Origin of the sequence: Actinocrinis sp. (assembly GCF_035653575.1) — a bacterium.
GTDB lineage: Bacteria > Actinomycetota > Actinomycetes > Streptomycetales > Catenulisporaceae > Actinocrinis.
This window is the reverse complement of sequence record NZ_DASRBQ010000181.1, coordinates 13,224-33,058: the sequence shown is the minus strand read 5'-3', so window position 1 is coordinate 33,058 and position 19,835 is coordinate 13,224. Positions and strand designations below refer to the sequence as shown.

At 73.3% G+C, this 19,835-nt stretch carries 14 protein-coding genes; all 14 read right to left on the bottom strand.

The annotated features are described in order from the left end of the window. Positions 1 to 5: 5 nt before the first annotated feature. Positions 6 to 1,268 carry a uroporphyrinogen-III C-methyltransferase gene (cobA, locus tag VFA06_RS24655; RefSeq protein WP_324843096.1) on the bottom strand — a complete coding sequence of 421 codons (1,263 nt, stop codon included), beginning with the start codon at positions 1,266 to 1,268 and terminating at the stop codon, positions 6 to 8. After that, complete coding sequence (cobT, locus tag VFA06_RS24650) at positions 1,265 to 5,746, bottom strand: nicotinate-nucleotide--dimethylbenzimidazole phosphoribosyltransferase (RefSeq protein WP_324843095.1); 4,482 nt, start codon at positions 5,744 to 5,746, stop codon at positions 1,265 to 1,267. The genes cobA and cobT overlap by 4 nt, the downstream gene beginning before the upstream one ends. Positions 5,747 to 6,065: 319 nt before the next feature. Beyond that, positions 6,066 to 7,382: a precorrin-6y C5,15-methyltransferase (decarboxylating) subunit CbiE gene (cbiE, locus tag VFA06_RS24645; RefSeq protein ID WP_324843094.1), complete on the bottom strand. Its 1,317-nt coding sequence runs from the start codon at positions 7,380 to 7,382 to the stop codon at positions 6,066 to 6,068. 10 nt (positions 7,383 to 7,392) lie between these two features. Next, complete coding sequence (locus VFA06_RS24640) at positions 7,393 to 8,439, bottom strand: sirohydrochlorin chelatase (RefSeq protein ID WP_324843093.1); 1,047 nt, start codon at positions 8,437 to 8,439, stop codon at positions 7,393 to 7,395. After that, positions 8,436 to 9,077, bottom strand: coding sequence for a precorrin-8X methylmutase (locus VFA06_RS24635; protein ID WP_324843092.1), 642 nt, complete (start codon positions 9,075 to 9,077; stop codon positions 8,436 to 8,438). The genes VFA06_RS24640 and VFA06_RS24635 overlap by 4 nt, the downstream gene beginning before the upstream one ends. Further along, complete coding sequence (locus VFA06_RS26000; RefSeq protein ID WP_349260343.1) at positions 9,074 to 9,304, bottom strand: indolepyruvate ferredoxin oxidoreductase subunit alpha; 231 nt, start codon at positions 9,302 to 9,304, stop codon at positions 9,074 to 9,076. The genes VFA06_RS24635 and VFA06_RS26000 overlap by 4 nt, the downstream gene beginning before the upstream one ends. After that, a complete protein-coding gene (cobJ, locus tag VFA06_RS24630) occupies positions 9,304 to 11,022 on the bottom strand; it encodes a precorrin-3B C(17)-methyltransferase (RefSeq protein ID WP_324843091.1) in 1,719 nt (572 codons plus the stop codon). The genes VFA06_RS26000 and cobJ overlap by 1 nt, the downstream gene beginning before the upstream one ends. Then, entirely contained in the window at positions 11,019 to 12,434 is a 1,416-nt protein-coding gene (cbiE, locus tag VFA06_RS24625; RefSeq protein ID WP_324843090.1) for a precorrin-6y C5,15-methyltransferase (decarboxylating) subunit CbiE, read from the bottom strand. Before cbiE (VFA06_RS24625) ends, cobJ begins: the two co-directional genes overlap by 4 nt. After that, the gene (locus tag VFA06_RS24620; protein ID WP_349260342.1) at positions 12,431 to 13,666 is read right to left on the bottom strand and encodes a cobalt-precorrin-5B (C(1))-methyltransferase; all 1,236 of its coding nucleotides are present in this window, start codon (positions 13,664 to 13,666) and stop codon (positions 12,431 to 12,433) included. The genes cbiE (VFA06_RS24625) and VFA06_RS24620 overlap by 4 nt, the downstream gene beginning before the upstream one ends. Before the next feature lie 45 nt (positions 13,667 to 13,711). Beyond that, positions 13,712 to 14,614, bottom strand: a complete 903-nt coding sequence (cobM, locus tag VFA06_RS24615; protein ID WP_349260341.1) for a precorrin-4 C(11)-methyltransferase — start codon at positions 14,612 to 14,614, stop codon at positions 13,712 to 13,714. Between the two features lie 2 nt (positions 14,615 to 14,616). Then, a complete protein-coding gene (gene cobI, locus VFA06_RS24610; protein ID WP_349260340.1) occupies positions 14,617 to 15,369 on the bottom strand; it encodes a precorrin-2 C(20)-methyltransferase in 753 nt (250 codons plus the stop codon). Positions 15,370 to 15,443: 74 nt separating this feature from the next. After that, the gene (locus VFA06_RS24605) at positions 15,444 to 16,838 is read right to left on the bottom strand and encodes a cobyrinate a,c-diamide synthase (protein WP_349260337.1); all 1,395 of its coding nucleotides are present in this window, start codon (positions 16,836 to 16,838) and stop codon (positions 15,444 to 15,446) included. Beyond that, positions 16,832 to 17,452, bottom strand: coding sequence for a cob(I)yrinic acid a,c-diamide adenosyltransferase (gene cobO, locus VFA06_RS24600; protein WP_324843085.1), 621 nt, complete (start codon positions 17,450 to 17,452; stop codon positions 16,832 to 16,834). The genes VFA06_RS24605 and cobO overlap by 7 nt, the downstream gene beginning before the upstream one ends. Positions 17,453 to 17,455: 3 nt before the next feature. Further along, positions 17,456 to 19,705: a VWA domain-containing protein gene (locus VFA06_RS24595; RefSeq protein ID WP_349260339.1), complete on the bottom strand. Its 2,250-nt coding sequence runs from the start codon at positions 19,703 to 19,705 to the stop codon at positions 17,456 to 17,458. Positions 19,706 to 19,835: the final 130 nt, after the last annotated feature.

Genomic DNA, 19,835 nt, shown 5'->3' with positions numbered 1-19,835 from the left:
CTCGGTCAGGACCCCGCCGTGCGCGCCGTGTCGCGGGCCAGGGCGACGACCGGGCCGAGCACGACGATCGCCGGCGGGCGCACGCCTGCGGCCGCGAGGTCCGCCGCGGCGTTCCCGAGGGTGGTGTGCACGGCGCGCTGACCGGGCAGCGCGCCGTCCTGGATCGCGGCCAGCGGCGTCGCGGGGTCTTTACCGTGACCGATCAGGGTCTGTGCGATCGCGCCGATACGCTCGACGGCCATCAGCAGCACCAGCGTGCCGCGCGCCTGCGCGAGCGCGGCCCAGTCGACCAGCGAGTCGGGGTGGTCCGGGGCGACGTGCCCGGAGACGACGGTGAACTCGTGCGCCACCCCGCGGTGCGTGACCGGGATGCCCGCCAGCGCCGGCACGGCGACCGAGCTGGTGATCCCGGGCACGACGGTGACCGCGATGCCGGCCTCGGTGCAGGCGATCAGCTCCTCGTAGCCGCGGCCGAACACGTACGGGTCGCCGCCCTTGAGCCGGACCACGAACTTCCCGGCCTTCGCGCGCTCGATCAGGATCCGGTTGATCTCCTGCTGCGCCATCGCCCGCCCGTACGGGATCTTCGCGGCGTCGACCAGTTCGACGTCGGGGGCGAGCTGGTCGAGCAGCGCCTGGGGGGCGAGCCGGTCGGCGACCACGACGTCGGCTTCGGCCAGCAGCCGCCGCCCGCGCACGGTGATCAGGTCCGGGTCGCCGGGTCCGCCGCCGACCAGCGCGACGCCGGCGGGGCGTTCGCGGAAGCGTGGGGCGTTGAGGGTGCCTTCGCGCAGGCCCTCGACGACGGCGTCGCGCACCCGCTGGGAGCGGCGCGGGTCCCCGCCGTGCATCACCCCGGGGCTGAGGACCGCGACCTGCACTCCGGCGTGTTGTCCGACCGCGGGGGTCCATGCGGTGGAGGAGGCGGCGTCATCGGCGCGGGAGCAGAAGACGCGGGCGGCTTCGGCTTCGGCGGCGACCGCGGCGTTGACCGCCTGGTCGTTGGTCGCGGCCACGGCGTACCACGCGTCGGCCAGGTCGCCGGTCTGGTAGGGGCGTTCGCGCCAGGTCACGCGGCCCGCCGCGGCCAGGGCGTCGAGCGCCGGGGTGGCGTGCGGCGCGATCAGCTCGACGTGTGCGCCGGCGTCGAGCAGCCCGGCGACTCGGCGTGCGGCGACCGGTCCGCCGCCGACCACGACGACGCGCCGCCCGAAGAGCCGCAATCCGGCGAGGTACGGGTCGGGCGTCGCGGGCGGGGTGACGGTCACGTGCGTTCCCGTTCGGTGGGCGGTAGCACGCTCGCCTCGCTGGCGTCGGCGACACCGGCGTCGTCGAACGTCGCCACCTCGCGCAACGCGCGTACCGCGGCGCCGACCAGCGGTAGCGCCAGCGCCGCGCCGGAGCCTTCGCCGAGCCGCAGTTCCAGGTCGATCAGCGGCGTGATGCCGAGGGCTTCGAGGGCGAGGGCGTGCCCGGGTTCCGCGGAGCGGTGTCCCGCGACGCACGCCACCGTCACCTCGGGGCTCAGCGCCTGCGCGACGAGCGCGGCGGCGCCGGCGATCACGCCGTCGAGCACGACCGGGATGCGCAGCGCCGCGGCCCCGAGGATGAATCCGGCCAGCGCCGCGTGTTCCAGACCGCCGAATGCCGCCAGCACGCCGACCGGGTCCTGCGGGTCCGGCCGGTGCAGCGCCAGGGCGGCGCGCACGACCTCGACCTTGTGGGCGTAGGTCTGCTCGTCGATCCCGGTGCCGTAGCCGGTCACCTGCGCCGGGGACGCCCCGGTGAAGGCGGCGATGAGCGCGGCCGAGGCGGTGGTGTTGGCGATGCCCATGTCCCCGGTCAGTAGGCAGCGGTTGCCCGCCGCGACCAGGTCGCGGGCGGTCTCGATCCCGGCTTCGAGGGCCGCGACGACCTCTTCGCGGGTGAGCGCGGGGCCTTGGGTCATGTCCGCGGTCCCGTAACGCACCTTGCGCGGGATCAGGCCGGTCTGCGGGGTCAGTTCCGCGTTCACTCCGACGTCCACGACGCACACCTCGGCGCCGACCTGCTTGGCGAACGCGTTGACCACCGCGCCGCCGGCCAGGAAGTTCGCGACCATCTGCGCGGTGACCTCCTGCGGCCAGGGGGTCACGCCCTGGGCGTGCACGCCGTGGTCCGCGGCGAACACCGCGAGAGCCGCGGGCTCGGGCAGCGGCGGCGGGCAGGCTCCGGCGAGCCCGGCCAGCTGCTCGGAAACCGCCTCCAGGACGCCGAGCGACCCGGGCGGCTTGGTCATCCGCGACTGGCGGTCCCGCGCGGCGGCCAGGGCCTCGGGGTCCAGGCCGCGGATCGCGTCGACGGTCTCGTTGAGCAGCGAGATCGGCTGCGCGCCGGGCAGCGCGCGGCGCCCGAAGCGCTCCTCGTGCACGGCCCACGCCAACGGGCGGCGTTTGGCCCATCCGGCTCCGGCCAGTTCCGGCTCCTGGGGGAAGGACTTGACATATCCGACGCAAAGATACGCCACGACCTGCAGGTGATCGGGCAGGTCCAGGACCGCGGCGAGTTCCCGCTCGTCGAAGAAGGACACCCAGCCGACGCCCAGTCCTTCGGCGCGGGCGGCCAGCCACAGGTTCTCCACCGCCAGGCAGGAGGAGAACGGGGCCATCATCGGCTGGGAGTAGCGGCCGAGGGTGTGCCGGCCGCCACGGGTCGGGTCGCAGGTGACCACGATGTTGACCGGGGTGTCGAGGATCGCCTCGATCTTGAGCGCGGCGAACGCGCGGGCACGGGCCTTGGGCAGGGACTGGGCGTAGGAGCGGCGCTGGCGCACGGCCAGGTCGTGCACGCGCCGGCGCATCGCCTCGTCGCGGATGACCAGGAAGTCCCAGGGCTGGGAGAACCCGACGGAGGGGGCGGTGTGCGCGGCTTCCAGGATGCGGGTGAGGGTCTCGGTGGGCACCTCGTCGGGCAGGAAGTCGTTGCGAACGTCGCGGCGCTCGTGGATGACCCGGTAGACGGCGGCGAGCGCGTCGTCTTCGTAGGCCGGCGCGCGGTTCGGTTCTTGGCCGGGCTGCTGCTGCGCGGCAGCAGCCTGCGGCTGGGGTTGCTGCTGCGAGACAGCAGCCTGCGGCTGGGGTTGCTGCCGCGCGGCGGCTGGGGCGGGGGCGGCGGACACGGCTTGCTGCTGCACCGAAGGCGCGGCCTGGGCGCTTGCCGGAGCGGGGGCAGCGGCGGCGGGCGTGGTCGTCGCTGCGGTGCGGCTGGCGACTGATTGCTGTGCGACGGCAGGATTCTGCGCCGGGGCGCTAGCCGGGGCGGCGACCTTCTCCTCGGGTGAGGGCTCTGCGACGCGGCGGCGGGTTCCGCGCGGCGCGGGCATGCTCGCTGCGGCGTTTTGTGCGGCGGCAGCAATGGAGGCCGGCGCCTGAGCGCTCTGCGTTGCTGGGGTGGCCGCGGCTGGTGCTTGCGCGGGCTGCTGAGGTGCCGCTGCACGAGCTGTGGCGGCCGGTACTGAGGTGGGCTGCGCGGACTGCTGCGGCGCCGTAGTGGCGGCGGCGGGCATCTGGACCTGGCCGGGCTGCGCGGCAGGCGCCTGCACCTGGTTCGGGCCTTGTGCCGCAGGGCCCTGAGCCTGGGCGGTGGCGGCGGGTGCGGGGGGTGCCGGCGTCTGCGCCGCTGTGGCCTGCGGCTGCGCTTGAACCTGCGGCTGCGCCTGGGCCGGAACCTGCGCCTGCTGCTGATCAGCCGCTTGATGGCGGGCATGCGCGGCGGCGGCTTCGGCTCGGCTGGGCGCCGCGCTGTGTACGGCCTGCGACGGCGCGCCAGTCGGCGCCTGCGCTGCCGTCTGCTGCTGTACCTGCTGCGCCGTGTTCGGGCCCTGCGGGTGCGGTTGCACGGACGGCGGGACCTGCCCGAACCCCGGGGGAACGGGCTGTGTGGCCTCGATGTCAACAGCCTCGGCAGCCGGAGCGGCCTGCCACGGCACGACCATCTCCTCGCCGCTTTCGCCCTTGGGCGATGGGCTCTCCTCGGCGACGGCGTCGAAGGAACCTGACGATCCTGGCCGGGTCGCCGTCGCGGCCGCGCCCTCGCCCGCGGCAGCCCGCGGCTGCGGCACCGGAGCGACGGACCGCAGGCGCTCGCTGCTCAGGTCGTCGGCTGCGCGTTCCGGTCCGGGGCGACCGGCTTGACCGGCCTGCTCGGCGATCTGGCCGGGCCGCGCGGCCTCGGCTGGCGCGGGCTGCGCGGCGGCAGACGCGGGCGGGCTCGGCTGCTGCTGTAGGGGCTGTTGCATTCCAGGGGCCTGTGCTTGTGTCTGCGGCTGCTGCACTCCAGGTGCCTGCGGCTGCGGTTGTTGTGCGGCGGCGACGGGGCGGCGCGGCGGAGTAAGAGTCTCGCGTGCGGCCGCTGCCTGCGGCACGGTGCCCTGCATCCGGCCCTGGGCCTGGGCCTGTGCTTGCGCGGCCTGCTGTGCTTGGCGTTCGGCGCGCGGCGGACGGGTCGGCAACGGCGGCGGGCCGGGCAACGGCTCGTCCGGCACCGGCGGCCTGGCACCCGCGGCGGTCGGTGACGGCACCCGCGGGATACCCGACACCGACGGCGACTGCCCGATCGGAACCTGCCCGCTGCCACCGGCTGACGTCGGCTGTGGGCCATCCTGCGCAGGCTGCTGCTGGCCTTGTTGCGGTAGCTGCGGTTGCTGTCCCTGCTGGGCTTGCTGCCCTTGTTGCGCTGCCGCCGCAGCTGGCTCCCGGCCTTGCGCCCCGGGTGCAGAACCCTGCTGCGCCGGAGGAGGCGCCGCCGTCCACGTCCCCGGTCCGCTCATCGACGGGCGCTGCGTCGTGCCCGACGCGCCCGGAGCACCCGAACCCGCCGCCTGCGGCGCCGAACCGTTCACCGGGGCCTGACGCGAGGAGAACACCGAGCCGCGGCCGTTCAGTCCGCTCGGCGCCGCCCCCGCGCCTGGCTGCTGCGGACCGCCCGCCACCGGAGCCGGAGCGCCTGGGCGCACCGTCGGCTCGTCGAACATCGGGCCCGGGCGAAACTCCGTGGTCGGCGCGTCGAATCCCGGCGGCGGCGCTGCCTGCTCGTACGCGCCGGACTCGAAACCCGGACGCTCGAACCCCGCGCTCGACGCCGCCGGGTCGTACCCGCCGCGTTCGAACCCTGACTGCCCCGGCTGCACACCGCCCGCCGCCGGGTCATATCCGCCCGGGCGCGACTGATCACGCACCTCGAAGCGCCGGCCCTGCTGCGTGAAACCCGAATCGAACGGCGAGGCGTCGAACCGCTGCTGCGGGACCTGCGGCATCCCGCCCGCACGCGACCCGTACCCGTTGACGTACCCCTCGCCGTACACCTCACCGCCGTACCCGGCGTCCCCCTGACCCTGCGTCTGCTGCGCCCGTGGCGGCGGAACCTGCGCACCTACCGCCCCGGCCCCCGGCCGCTGCTGTGCGTCCGGGACACCACGCCGGCCCGCTCCCGCCGCGCGCTGGCCCGTGCCGTCGGGCTGCCCCGCCCCGCCGAACACCGCCTCCGCATAGGGAACGCTCCCAGCCGCCAGCCACGGCGCGCCCGCCACCGCACCGCCGGGCGCGTCGCCACCTGCCGCAGGACCCTGATGCGGCACGCCCGCCGCCGGTACCCGCGGACCCGTCGGAGGCGCGGTGCGCGCGGCCGCTCCGGGCCCGGCCTCGGCCCCGGCACGGTCGAACTCACCCGTGCCGTAGCCGCCGTTCCCGAACTCGTCGGTGCCGCTCATCACGCCTCCTCGATCCCAGTGGCCCACGCCGCCCGGCGCCCCGCGCACACCACGCGCGAAACCGGCCCGGCTGTAGGCGCGAACTGCCCGCCCCCGCCGCCGGCGAGGCGATCACGTACCCTATCGGGATTCACCGACGGCCGGGAAAGCCCGTCGGCCGCGCGCAGCGTCCGCGAGCCAGTATTGGCCACCGCCCGCCACCCTCGGAACCAGTACGCGGTCCGAGTGAGTGACGCCTTCCACTCGGAAGACTGACGCACCCGCGCCCACGACCCGTTGCACCGGTAAGGACCCCCGCCGGCCTGCGCACCCGCGTCGCTCACGGCCGTTCGCCCCACAGCACGAACACCGGGTTGACCGCCGCGAAGCGGTGCGCGTCGCCCGGCATCGGCGCCAGCCGCGAGGACTGCAGCAGCACCCCGTCGACCTTGCGGCCTGACACCTTCAGGGCCTGCTTCGCTTCGGCCACCCGGTCGATGGCCGACAGCGTGACCACCACGATCCGCGGGTCGCGGTTCATCGCCGCGCGGATGATCTCCACTCCGCCGCCGCCGACCATCACCGCGTCCGGCTGGGGCAGGTCCAGCAGCGCCGCCGGGGCCTGTCCGCGCACCACGCGCACCTCGACGCCGTGCATCGTCGCGTTCAGGTCGATCCGTTCACACGAGTCCGCGTCCCGCTCCACCGCGATGACCGCCGCGCCCAGCCGCGCGCACTCGATGCCGACCGAACCCGAGCCCGCGCCCACGTCCCACACCAGCGTGCCCGGACGCGGCGCCAGCCGGGCCAGCACCAGCGCCCGCGCCTCGGAGGTGGTGATCCGGGCGGTGCGGTGCACGAACGCGTTCTCCGGCAGCGCCCAGCCGCCGGGCGGCCCGCCCCACCCGGCCAGCAGCGGCGGACGCGGCGGCGCGGTGCGGTCCTCGTCGATGCACAGCACGATGCTCGGCTCGCCCCAGTGGTGCCGGCCCGCCGCCTCCTCCAGGCTCAGCCACTCCACCGACTCCTCCGGCTCCCCGAGCCGCTGCGCCACGATCAGCGTGCGCTCCAGCGGGTGCTTGTCCGGGCCCAGCAGCTCCGCCGCCAGCTCCCGCGGGCCCGCGCCGGGGCCGGTCAGCACCGCCACCTTCGGATGCGCCCGGCACAGATTCGCCGCCGTACGCAGCGTCGAGACCGGACGCCCGGCCGCCGGGTCGAACACCGAGCGGCCCGCCGTGGCCCGCTCCGTCGGATCCACCCCGTCCGAGGCCGCGTCGACCGCGACCACCAGGGCGTCCTCCCAGGCCATCCCGATCCGCCCGAACGCGGCCGCCACCGAGGAGATCGCCGGGAGTGTACGAACCCTGATGTCCTGGTCCCGCAGCGCCCGCACCACCCCGAAGAACCCGGGATCGCCCGACGCGACCACCACCGCCGGCCCGTCGTGCAGCGCCAGGTGCGTCAGCGCGGAACCCAGGCCGCCCATGTAGATGCGCCGCGCCGTCTCCGGGATCGGCAGCGCGTCCAAATGCCTGATGTTCCCGACGACAAGCGTCGCCTCCGCCAGCGCCCGGCGCGCCTGAGGGGAAGGGGGAGACCCGTCGAACCCGAGGACGGTCACCCGCGCGCTGCGCCCGCTCAACTTCTGCGATCCCATGGCCGTCCGATCATCGCACGGATGCCGGGCCCGTGTGACTAACTACCGGCGAGTGCGAGTCCTGAGTTCCCTGCGCGGAGTGCTCCTTTTCGTGCAGCTGTTCGCCAGGATGCTGGTGTGCATGGATGTGCATGTGTCCGCTGCTGTGATCGTGCCCGTGACCATGGTGATGGTGGCCGGCCGGATCGTCCGGGTGATCGTGCGGGCGCTGCGCCGCGCCGACCCGGTCCTCGAATCCCGGCATCGCGATCCGGTAGATGCACGCGTCACAGTTGACCGCCACGGGACCGGCCAGTGCCTCGGCGTAGCGGTCCAAGACCAGGTCGGTCAGCACGTCGCCGTCCCCGAGTCCGGTGTCTCCCAGCAGGCGTCCGACGGTGACATCAAGCCCTAGCGTCTCCGCGGCGCGCGCGCTGTGCTCCACGATCCGGTCCGGCAACACGCCCGCGAACAGGAAATACGGCAGCACCGTCACCCGCCGCGCACCCAGCCGCGCCAACCGCTCCAACCCCTCGCCGACTGACGGACGCGCCAGCGAGACGAACGCCGGTTCGACGAACTCCACACCTGAATCCCGGGTCGTCTCCCATAGCAACCGGGCCGCCCGGTGCAAATCAGCGTTCGCATCCGGGTCGGTCGTCCCGCGCCCCACCAGCAGCACCGCGTCCGGCTTCGGCTGCGCACTGGCCGCCAGCCTCGCACGCAGCAGACCGATGATCTCCGGATGCACGCCCAGCGGGCGCGCGTACCGAGTCCGCAGCCCCGGGTGCCGGCCGCGCTCCCGCGCCAACGCCGCCGGAATATCGCCCTTCGCATGTCCCGCGGCCAGCAGGATCAGCGGCACCGCGACCAGGTCACGACGCCCCTGCGAGACGAGCTGTGCGACAGCGTCCCGCAGCGGCGGCGGCGACAGTTCGATGAAGCCGCCGGCCACCGACTCGACCGGCACGTCCTCCCGTCCCCGCGCGCGTTCACCGACGCGCTCCACGAACGCCCGGAACTGGCCCGCGCCCTCGTCGTGCCGAGTGCCGTGCCCGACGATCAGCAATGAGGTCACGCTCGGCTCCACTCGGATTCGCTGCCCGACTCGAAGTACAACAGGGCATTGACAGCGGCGGCGGCCACCGCCGAACCGCCCTTGCCGCTGCGATTCGACACCGCCCGCACCGACAACCCTTCGTGCGCGCGCAGCGCGGCTTTCGACTCGCTCGCGCCCACGAACCCCACCGGCAATCCGATCACCAGCAGCGGCCGGTACTCGTCGCAGTGCTCGATCAACTCGAACAACGCCGTCGGCGCGCACCCGACGACGTACACGGCCCCCGGCCCGGCCTCGCGGGCGGCGAGTCGCATCGCCGCGGCCGAGCGCGTAACCCCCTCCGCCGCCGCCAACTGCGCCGCGCGAGGGTCCGTGATGCGACACAGTGCCTCGCGGCGTGTGATCCCGGCCGCGACCATCGCCACGTCCGCGACGATCGGCGCCCCGGATCGCAGCGCGGCTACGGCCTCGGCCAGCACCGGCTCGCGCGGCAGCACCAGATCCTCGGCATAGTCGAGATCCGCGCTGGCGTGCACGACCCGTTCCAGCACGGCTCGCGCCAGCGGCGGCTGTGCGGCCGCGCCCGGGAACCGGTCCGCCAGCTGCGCCCGCAAGATCGCGTACGACTCCTGCTCGATCGCGTGCACGCTCCTCACCGGCCACTCCCCCTCTCGACCAGCTCGATTGCGTCCACCGGACACACCTCGACACACTCCCCGCACCCGGAACACCGCTGCGCCACCACCAGCAACCGCCCGCCGCGCGGCCGAAACGCGTGCTCCGGGCAGGTCAGCAGGCAGGCACCGCAACCCTGACAAGCCCCGACCTCAGCGACCAGGCCGCCAGAAACAGCCCCCAGCGAGGCCACCCGGCGATCATGCATCAGCGCGCCCACGTGTACCCCCGCGGCGTGACAAACCGGCCCCCGACGATCCGCGACTGCGAACACCCGACCGTCACGACCGTGTACATGTCGACCACCGCCGGATCGAACAGCTCCAGCGTCGTCAGGCCGTGGCTCTCATCCGGCCGCGAAGCGTTGCGCACCCACCCGACCGGCGTCGAACCCGGCCGGTGCTCGGCCAAGATCCCCAGCGCCTTGGTCAACTGCCAATCGCGCTGCCGGGAACGCGGATTGTAGAAGGAGACCACGAAGTCACCCTCCGCGGCCGCGCGCACCCGACGCTCGATCGCCTCCCACGGCGTATGCAGATCAGAGAGCGAAATCGAGCAGTGATCATGCCCGAGAGCCGCACCGAGCACATTCGACGCCGCGGTCGCGGCGGTGATCCCCGGGACACAGACCACATCGACGTCATCGGCGTCCGCGTGATCCAGCGCGGGCGAGGCCATCGCGTACACGCCCGCGTCGCCCGAACCGATCAGCGCGACAGCCAGGCCGGTCCGCGCCAACTCCACCGCGCTGCGCGCCCGCTCCTCCTCCGCGCCGAGACCGCTGGCGCTAATCCGCGTCCCCGGCCGCAGCAGATCCCTGATCTGCTCGACGTATTGATCCAGCCCGACCACGACACTCGCCCGCCGCAACTCCTCCACCGCACGCGGCGCCAGCAGATCACGCGCACCCGGACCGAGGCCGACCACCGCAAGCCGACCACGCGGCCGCACCCGCGCTACCGCGGCCGTCGCCCTCGGCGACTTGACCTTCTCGACGACCAGATCGGCCAGCGGCCGCGTCGGCCCCGCGTAGCGAGCTGCGGCCTCAGCCACCGACGCTGTCCCCACCTCCGCGGCGACGACCTGCGAAGGGTTCGGCACCTCGACCGCCGCGAGTTCAGCCGCCGCGTGGAACACGATCGGCCAGCCGCGCGTGCGGGCAGCCTCGACCAGCCCCGCCTCGTCAGCCTTCACATCGACCGAGGCGAGCCGAACGACCGACCGCGCTGCCAGGCCGCCCGCGGCGAGGGCGGCATCGATCGTGTCCAGCACCTCTTGCTCGCCGACGCCCCGCGACGCCCCGACGCCGACGACCAGCGATGCCGGTCGGTAGACAAGCGCGCCCTCACGCACGTCGACGCTCTCATCGCAGATCACGATGTCGGCGTCGGCAGCGTCCTGAGTCGGCGTCACGTTCGGCGGCAACGCGGGCAGCGGCCAACGCTCCGCCCCGAACACCGTCACCGGCTCCCCCGACAGGACGCGGGCACCGACCGAAGCCAGCCTCTCCGGGTTCTCGACCACGAACCCGAGATCCGCGCCGAACGAATCCAGCGGCGTCACGCCAGAGACATCGGAAGCGGTCGTGATCACCGGCGTGCAACCAAGGACCTCAGCCACCCGCCGCGCCAGCTCGTTCGCGCCGTGGTGCCCGCCGAGCACGGCGACCGCGAACAGGCGCGACTCATCCACGCACACGACCGCCGCGTCCTGAGACTTGTGCTGCAGCAGCGGAGCCAGCACGCGAACCGTCGCGCCCACCGCGAGGAAGGACACGACCGCGTCGCATTCCGCGAAAGCGGCCCGCAACGCGTCGCCGGCGGAGCGGTCATCTTCACCATAGACGCGTGCGTCCCCGCCCCACACCGCAGCCAACGCAACCGAAGCGGCGCGCCCCGCAGCCGTGGCAGCCACCAAACCGATCACGCGGCACTCCCCCACACGATGTAGACAGGATTGAGAGCGGCGAAGCGGTGCGTCCCATCCGGCAACGGCACCATCCGCGCGGACTGGCTCAGCACTCCGCCGACCACGCGGCCGTCCGCCTCCAGCGACCGAACCACCTCGCCCACCCGCTCCACGCTCGCCAACGCGACCACGATCCGGGCAGGCCCACGCTCCAACGCGGCACGCACGACGTCGACCCCTCCGCCGCCCACGAACACTGCATCCGGACGCGGCAGGCCGCTCAGCACGCCAGGGGCGCGTCCGTGAATCACCGTCACCTCCACCGCGTGCGCCAAGGCGTTCGCCGCGATGCGTTCGCACGAAGCCGCGTCTTGTTCGACGGCGACGACTGCCGCGCCGAACCGTGCGCATTCGACGCCGACAGAGCCGGAGCCCGCGCCGAGATCCCACACCAGATCACCGACACGCGGGGCAAGCCGAGCCAGCACCAGCGCGCGCACCTCGGCCTTGGTGATCTGGCCGTCACGATGCTCGAAAGCCGATTCGCCCATCGCCCATTCGTCAGCCGGCCCGGTCCACCCGGCCAGCCACCGCTTCGTACTCGATCGCGGCCGCGGATCCAGGCACAGCACCACGTTCGGCTCCGCGAAGTCATCACGCTCCGCTGCCTGAGCAAGCGTCAGACGCTCGACGCGCTCAACCCGCTCGACGCGCTCAACCCGCTCGACCCGCTCGGCCTGCTCGCCGCGCTCGCCCTGCTCAATCTGCTCCGCAGCTCTGACTTCTCTGGCCTTTCCGACCTCAATATCAGATTCGGTGGGCCTGTTAATAATCGCCGGTGTATGGGTCAACCGCTGGGCGACGACGAAAACGCGCTCGCCGGCAAGCCCGCCGTCCAGCAGCTCACGCGCCAGCTCGCGCGGCCCGGCGCCCGGTCCGGTCAACACGGCGACCTTTGCGTGCGCGCGACACACGTTCGCCGCTCGCCGCAGTTCGCGGCCGTCCCCCGCGCCATGCGCGCTGACCACGAGCGCGTCGTCCCAGGTGATCCCGGCCCTCGCGAAAGCCGTCGCGATCGATGAGACCGCCGGGTACACCCCGGCCGGTTCGAGCCCTGCGTCCGCCAGCGCTCGCAGCACGCCGAAGAACCCGGGGTCACCGGAAGCGAGCACGGCGGCCGGTCCGTCGTGTTCGGCAAGGGCGCGAAGCGCCGGTGTCAGCGGGCCGAGCGTGATCGTCGCTCGACCGTCCCTGCCCGCATCCCCCGGCTCGGCGTGCAGCCCGAGCGCTTCGAGGTGCCGCGCCCCGCCGACGACGAGCGTGGCCTCGTCGAGTGCTTCTCGCGCAGCACCGGACAGGGGCGCGCCGTCCCAGCCGATGACCGCTATACGCGCTGCGGCCTTGGCCGAATCGGCCTGGGGGGCGGTCATGCGGCGACCCAGTTCGAGCTGGCCGCCACGAGCGTCTTGCCGGTGAAGTCGACGAGGGCCGCGCGCGCCGCGACGCGCCCTTCAGCGAACCGCTCCAGCACACCGGCGACCTGATCGCAGAGCACTCGGCCGCATGAGTCGAGCACACCGGCGTCCTGCCAGACCTCGTACGCGTGGCGCGCGGTGTTCGCCGCGCTCACCCGCTGCGCCACCGCCTCATCGCCGGTAGCCCGCCGCGTGATGTCCGCGAGGACGTCCGTGTCGACCGCCGAACGCGTGTAATGCGTCATCAGAATGCCTGCGGCGAGCTTCGTGAGCTTGCCGATCATGCCGACGAAGACAACCTCCGGTACCGCATGCTCGACGGCCTTGCGCAGCGCCGCGCCGGTGAAGTCGCCGACCTCGACGAAGCAGACCTCGGGCAGACCCGGCAGCAGCGCCATCGCTCCCTTCTCGGTGCGACCGCCGGTGCACAGGACGAGAGGCGGCAGCGGCTCCTTCGTGCTGTCCGCCTGCGCGGCGAGAACCGCGACGGCTTGCTCGACTGACGCGCGCCACGACGCGGTAGAGAACGGTCGCACGATGCCGGTCGTGCCGAGAATCGAGATGCCGCCGAGGATGCCGAGCCGCCGGTTCGTCGTCTTGCGGGCCATGACCTCCCCGCCGGGCACCGAGATCACCACGCGCAGCACGCGTCCGTCGGCTGTCGCTTGCGCGCCCTGGCCCTGGCCGTGTCCCTGCCGAACCGCCCCCGCCTCGAGCGCTTCGCTGACGGCCCGTTCGATCATCGCACGGGGCACCGGGTTGATCGCCGGAGCGCCGATCTCCAAGCCGAGCCCCGGCTTTGTCACGACGCCGACGCCCTCGCCGCCTTCGAGCTCGATCCCCCCGCCCGCAAGGCTGATCGCACCCTGCGCCGCACCCGACCCGGCACCCGGCGTTTCCCGCCACGACACGGTCGCGGTCAGGTGGGCGCCGTGCGTGACGTCAGGGTCGTCGCCGGCGTCCTTGACCACGACGGCCTGCCAGGTGCCGGGCCTGAGCTCTGCGCAACGCTCGACCGGGAACGTCACGCGCTGCGCCCATTGGCCGTCCTTGCCGGGCAGCGCCACCTCGACTCGCTCGGTGGGCTTGCCCGAGAGCAGCGCGAACGTCGCCGCCTTTGCCGCCGCCGCCGAGCAGGTGCCGGTGGTCCAGCCGCTGCGCAACGCCTTGCCGCCGCGCGCCTTCATGGTGCGCGGCAGGTCGGGCTCGCGAAGTTCGCTCACGTCGGGACCCTACTTCGGGTCCGGCAGCGCGGCCTGCTGAGCCTCGCCGGGGGTTGCCGTCGTGCCGCTGCTCGTCGCACCGCTCGCCGTGCCGCCCGCACGCAGTCGGACGCGGGCGGCCGGGTCGGCGCGGCGGTGACCGTGGAAGTGTCCCGGGTGGTAGAGGTGCGAGCGGGTGCCGTGCGCGGCCAGGGCCGGGCCGACCAGGAACAGCGTGTGCTTCCAGAGCTTGCGGGCCTTGACCGTCTCCTCCAGCGTGGCCACGGTGCAGTGCGCCAGCTCCTCATCCGGCCAGGTGGCGCGGGAGGCGACGATGACCGGCGTTTCCGGGGCGTATCCCCCCGCCAGCAGCTCGGCGGCGAGCTGACCGGAGCGGGCGGCGGAAAGAAAGACGGCCATCGTGGTGCCGTGCGCGGCGAACGCGCGGATCGACTCGCCCGACGGCATCGGGGTCTTGCCGCCTTCCAGCCTGGTGAGGATCACCGACTGGGCGACCTGCGGGATCGTCAGTTCGCGCTGGGCGAGCGCGGCGACCGCGGAGAAGGCCGAGACGCCGGGCACGATTTCCACGTCGAGACCGAGCTCGCGCGCGCGGTCGAGCTGCTCCTGGACGGCTCCCCAGAGCGCGGGATCGCCGGAGTGCACCCGCGCCACCCGCAGTCCCTCCGCGGCGGCCTTCTCGTAGTAAGGCAGTACGCCCTCGATCGGGAGCGCGGCCGAGTCGACTATCTCGGCGCCCGGCTTCGCGTGCTGCAGGATCTCCTCCTGCACAAGGCTGGAGGCCCAGATCACGATGTCCGCCTCGCCGATCGCGCGCGCCCCGCGCAGGGTGATCAGGTCGGCCGCGCCGGGACCGGCGCCGATGAACGTCACCTTGCCGTGCCCTGCCGCCGTCTCGGTCGCGGCTTCGATCGTCACAGTGCACCTCCGCGTTGCCCGCGCGCAGGCGGTGCGATCAGGGTCGTGAAGTAGGGCGCCCGAGCGGGCGACGTCTCGGCCGCCGCGACGCGGTCGGCGAGCCGCGAGATCGTCTCGCCGGGCAGGCCGAGGTCGGTGCCGAGCACGGCCTGCTCGGTTCGACCAGCGCGTTCGACTGCGGAGACGAGGGCGTCCAGGTGGCGGCCACCCTTGTAGATCACGACGGTGCCTGTTCCGGCGAGCGCGGCTTCCATCGCGTCGAGCGCGCGGTCCACCTCGGCCCCGGCGACCGGGACGAGTGTGAGCGGTTCGCGGCCCTCAGCCAGCGGAACGCCGGCGCGGGCGGCCAGGTCTTGCATGGCGGTGATTCCGGGAACCGTTCGGATCCTGATCCCGGGCTCGGCCGCCGCGACCGTGTGCCCGAGGTAGGTGAAGGTCGAGTAGAGGTTGGGGTCGCCGAGGGTCGCGAACGCGACGCGGCGCGCCCCGCCGTGAAACGCGTCCACGACAGCGCGTCCGGCCTCGTCCCAGGCAGCAGTGCGCGCCTCGGTCAGCCCACCGGTGTCGTCGAGGGCGAAGACGAGCGGTTTCGCCTCGATGCCGAGGGCCTCGTGCACGATCTGCGCGGCCCGCGAGGGCTTGTCCAGTGCGGTGGTCGGCGCGAATACGAGGTCTGCCTCACGCAGCTCGCGCGCGGCCTTCAGCGTGAGCAGTTCGGGGTCGCCGGGGCCGACGCCGACTCCGACCAGCTCCCAGTGCGGCTCCGGTGCCGCTGCCTGGGACGTTGTCCGGTGCGCCGCAGCTTCGGCGAGCGCGGAAGCGATCAGCGGGTCCACGCAGCGGCCCCCTGCACGATCCGCGAGGCGATCGACGGCGTACCGGCCCAATGCAGGTGCAGGTAGGACGCGTGCACCCGGGAGAGTGCGTAGCCTTCCGAGACGCTGCCGCCCGGCGCATGATCCGCTGCCCACAGCCAGGCCGGCGAGCTCGCCGCGCCCGGGACGAGCTTGGTGCGGTGAAATTCGTGCCCTGCTACGCGCGTGCCCGCATCGCAGAGTGCGTTTTCGGTCGGCGCGACCGCTTCGCGATAGCCGAGGGTCAGCTGCTTGGTCATCTCGGCTGATGCGGGCAGCACGCCGCACATGGGTTCGCCGTCGAGCGATGCGGCGAGATACAGCAGTCCCGCGCACTCGGCCGCGATGACGCCGCCGTCCTCGGCCAGGTTCCGGACCGCCTCGCGCAGCGGCGCGTTCGCGGCGAGTTCGGGTGCGTAGACCTCCGGGAATCCGCCGCCGATCACCAGCGCGCGGGTCCCGTCGGGCAGCTTCTCGTCGTGCAGCGGATCGAAGGGGGCGACCTGCGCCCCAGCTGCCGCGAGCAGCTCAGCGTGTTCGGCGTACGAGAACGTGAATGCGGCTCCCGATGCGATCGCCACGACCGGTGCCGGACCCTGTGCGCACGTCGCCGGATCGGCGTCCAATTCGGCAATCGCGCGCTGCGGGCTCCACTCCCGCTCGGGCAGCGCGGCCGCGTCGCGCGCGATCCGCTCCACGGCAGCCAGATCGATCGACCCCTTCACCAGCTCGGCCAGCGCGTCCACGGCCGCGACCGACTCGGGCGCGCGCTCGGCGACTGGCACCAGCCCGAGGTGGCGGGAGGGTGCGGCGACGGCGTCGCTGCGGTGGAGGCTGCCGAGGACCGGAACGCCGATCTCGTCGAGCGCTTCGGTGAGGATCGCGCGGTGCCGCTCCGAACCCACGCGATTGAGGATCACGCCGGAAATGCGCAGCGCCGAATCGAACGAGCGGAAACCATGCACGAGCGCCGCGACAGACCGCCCCTGCGCCGTCGCGTCGACCACGAGGATCACCGGGGCGTCGATCAGGTGCGCCACATGAGCGGTTGACGCGAACTCACCGCGCCCCACGGCACCGTCGTACAGGCCCATGACGCCCTCGACCACGGCGAGGTCCGCCCCGTAGGAGCCGTGTGCGAACAGGTCGCGGACTCGGTCCTCCCCGACCAGGAAGGGATCGAGGTTGCGGCCGGGCTTTCCCGCCGCCAGCGCGTGATAGCCGGGGTCGATGTAGTCCGGACCGACCTTGAACGGCGCGACGCTCAGCCCGGCGCGCGCGAAAGCCGCGATCAGGCCGGTGGCGACGGTGGTCTTTCCGTGGCCGGAGGCTGGAGCGGCGATGACGAGGCGCGGGATCACCACTCGATCCCCCGCTGCCCCTTCTGGCCCGCGTCCATGGGATGCTTGACCTTGGTCATCTCGGTGACCAGGTCGGCGGCGTCGAGCAGCTCGGGGGCGGCACCGCGGCCGGTGATGATGACGTGCTGGGTCCCGGGCCGGTCGTGCAAGACCTCGACGACCTCCGTGACATCGACCCAGCCCCACTTCATCGGATAGGTGAACTCGTCGAGCAGGTAAAGCCGGTAGGTCTCGGCGGCCAGGTCCTGCTTGATCCGCTCCCAGCCTGCGCGCGCGTTCTCCGCCTGCATCTCCGGATCCGAGTGCAAATCACGTTGGATCCAGGACCAGCCCTCGCCCATCTTGTGCCAGGCGACCGGCGCGCCCTGGCCGGTCTGCTCGTGCAGCGCGCCGAGGGTCTTGAACACCGGTTCCTCGCCGATCTTCCACTTGGCGGACTTGACGAACTGGAAGACCCCGATCGGCCAGCCCGCATTCCAGGCGCGCAGGGCCAGGCCGAAGGCCGCGGTGGTTTTGCCCTTGCCGTGGCCGGTGTGCACGATCAGCAGCGGGCGGTTGCGGCGCTGACGCGTGGTCAGGCCGTCATCGGGCACGTATAGCGGCTGTCCTTGGGGCATGGGTCAGGCCGCCTTTCGCTCGACGTCGCGGGAGGTCATCGGTAGCGCGAGGTGCTGTTTCAGCGGGTCGAGGCTCGCCCGCACGGTCGCGGCGAGCGCGTCCGGCTGCCCGGCGGCGAGGTCGGCCATCGGGACGTGCTCTCCGCCGAGTTGCGCCGCCAGCCGCGCGGCGAGGCCGAGCCGGATCGGCCCGGCTTCGCAGTCGACGACGATCGACGCGATACCGGACGCGGCCAGGTGCGAGGCGATCCGCCGAACCTCGGCCTGCGCTCCGCGCGAATCACTGCGGCTGCTCGATCCCGGCACGGTGCCCGTGCCTGGACTCGTCGCTCGTCCGTCTGTGACCACAACGAGCAGCGGTCGACGACGCGCATCACGCAGCCGCTCGCGGCGGACGACCTCGGCGGCGGCGAGCAACCCGGCGGCCAGCGGCGTGCGGCCACCGGTCGGCAACGCGCGCAGCCGCGCGGCCGCGGCCTCGACGGACGTGGTCGGCGGCAGCGCGACTTCGGCGCCGCTGCCGCGGAAGGTGACCATGCCGACCTTGTCGCGGCGCTGGTACGCGTCGAGCAGGAGGGAGAGCACGGCGCCCTTCACGGCGGCCATGCGGGCCCGAGCGGCCATGGAGCCGGACGCGTCAACGATGAAAAGCACGAGGTTGCCCTCGCGGTCGCGCCTGATCGGCGTGCGCAGATCCTCGCCGCGCAGCAGCAGCGGACCGGAGGCTCGGCCGCGCTCAGCCTGGTGCGCGGCGGCGGCGCGGACGGTGGCGGGCAAGTGAAGCGAGGAGACGAGACGGCGCGGAGGCTCGGCTCCGACGGTGCGGCCTCGTCCCGTCGAGCGGCCCGCTGACCGGCGCCCCGGCACACCCTCACCTACGCCGGGGACCGCGTACAGCTTCGTGCGGTAGGGATCGGCCGGCGCGACTGCCGCCTGCTCAAGCGCGGGGCGGAGTGCGGAAGCCGCAGCTGACCGATCGCCAGTCGCCGTTTCCGCTGACGACTCCCCGCTCTGCTCGCGCTGGCTCGAGTGGTCCTCGTCGCCGTTGCCGCTGGCGTCCTTGCCGCTGTCGCTCTGGCTGCCGTCGCTCTCGCGACCGCCCTCCCTCCGATCCTCCGCCTCGGTCCCGTCCCGCTCCGCGTCCCGATTCGCCTCCCGATCCGCGTCCCCATTTCCGGTGGGCCTGTTAATTTTGTCCAGTTCACCGGGACGGTCCTCGCCGCCCGGCCCGTCAGGGCCAGCGTCCGGCGGCGGCTCGTCGCCATCCGTGTCCCGCAGCGCTTCGTCGAGCTTGTCCTCGTCCAGGCCCGGCGCGTCGAACGGGTTGCGCCGGCGCCGGTGCGGCAACGCGAGGCGCGCCGCGTCGCGCACCTCCGCCGCAGTCACCTCCGGCAGGCCGCGCCAGGCCGCGAGCGCCACAGCCGCGCGCGCCGTCACCAAGTCGGCGCGCATTCCGTCCACCTCGAACGCGGCACAGACCCGCGCGATGCGCTCCAATTCCGCGTCCGGCAGCACGACCGAGCCAAGCACCTCGCGCGCCGCAGCGATCCGCTCGCCGACCTCCTGGTCCGCCGCGGCCCACGCGTCCGCGAATCCGGCCGGATCGGCCTCGTACGCCAGCCTGCGGCGCACCACCTCGGCGCGTTGCTTGGGCTCCCGGCTCGCGGCGACCTCGACGGTGAGGCCGAACCGGTCGAGCAGCTGCGGCCGCAGCTCGCCTTCCTCAGGATTCATCGTGCCGACCAGGATGAACCGGGCCGCGTGCCGCACCGACACCCCGTCACGCTCGACGTGCGCGACGCCCATCGCGGCCGCGTCCAGCAGCACGTCCACGAGGTGGTCCGGCAGCAGGTTGACCTCGTCGACGTAGAGCATCCCGCGGTGCGCGGCGGCGAGCAGTCCGGGCTGGAACGCGGCGACGCCCTGGCCGAGCGCGCGTTCGAGGTCGAGTGAGCCCGTCAGCCGGTCCTCCGACGCGCCGACCGGCAGTTCGACCAGGCGGGCCCGTCGCGACTCAGCCGGCGAAGGCGCGTCAGCTGGATGCGGACCGTCGGGGCAGCCGGGATCGGGCGCGGCCGGATCGCAGGCGAAGCGGCAGCCCGGGACGACGGACACCGACGGAAGCACGGCGGCCAGCGCGCGCACGAGCGTGGATTTCGCGGTGCCCTTCTCCCCGCGCGCCAGGACGCCGCCGACGCCCGGGTGGATCGCGTTGAGGATCAGCGCGAGCCGCAGGTCGTCCTGGCCGAGCACGGCCGAGAACGGGAAGTGCGGATCGGCCGCTTTCGCGGATGCGGACTGCCCGGCGCTCGCGGACGCGGTATGCGCAGCGTCCGCCGCGGCCTGCGCGGCAACGGCCACAGAAGTGCCTTCCTTCTCTCGG

Bases quoted from the DNA above. Each gene is read 5' to 3' on its own strand.
- cbiE (WP_324843090.1), bottom strand. From the start codon at position 12,434: ATGACCGCCCCCCAGGCCGATTCGGCCAAGGCCGCAGCGCGTATAGCG.
- VFA06_RS24620 (WP_349260342.1), bottom strand. From the start codon at position 13,666: ATGAAGGCGCGCGGCGGCAAGGCGTTGCGCAGCGGCTGGACCACCGGC.
- cobT (WP_324843095.1), bottom strand. From the start codon at position 5,746: ATGAGCGGCACCGACGAGTTCGGGAACGGCGGCTACGGCACGGGTGAG.
- cbiE (WP_324843094.1), bottom strand. From the start codon at position 7,382: ATGGGATCGCAGAAGTTGAGCGGGCGCAGCGCGCGGGTGACCGTCCTC.
- VFA06_RS26000 (WP_349260343.1), bottom strand. From the start codon at position 9,304: ATGCATGATCGCCGGGTGGCCTCGCTGGGGGCTGTTTCTGGCGGCCTG.
- cobO (WP_324843085.1), bottom strand. From the start codon at position 17,452: ATGCCCCAAGGACAGCCGCTATACGTGCCCGATGACGGCCTGACCACG.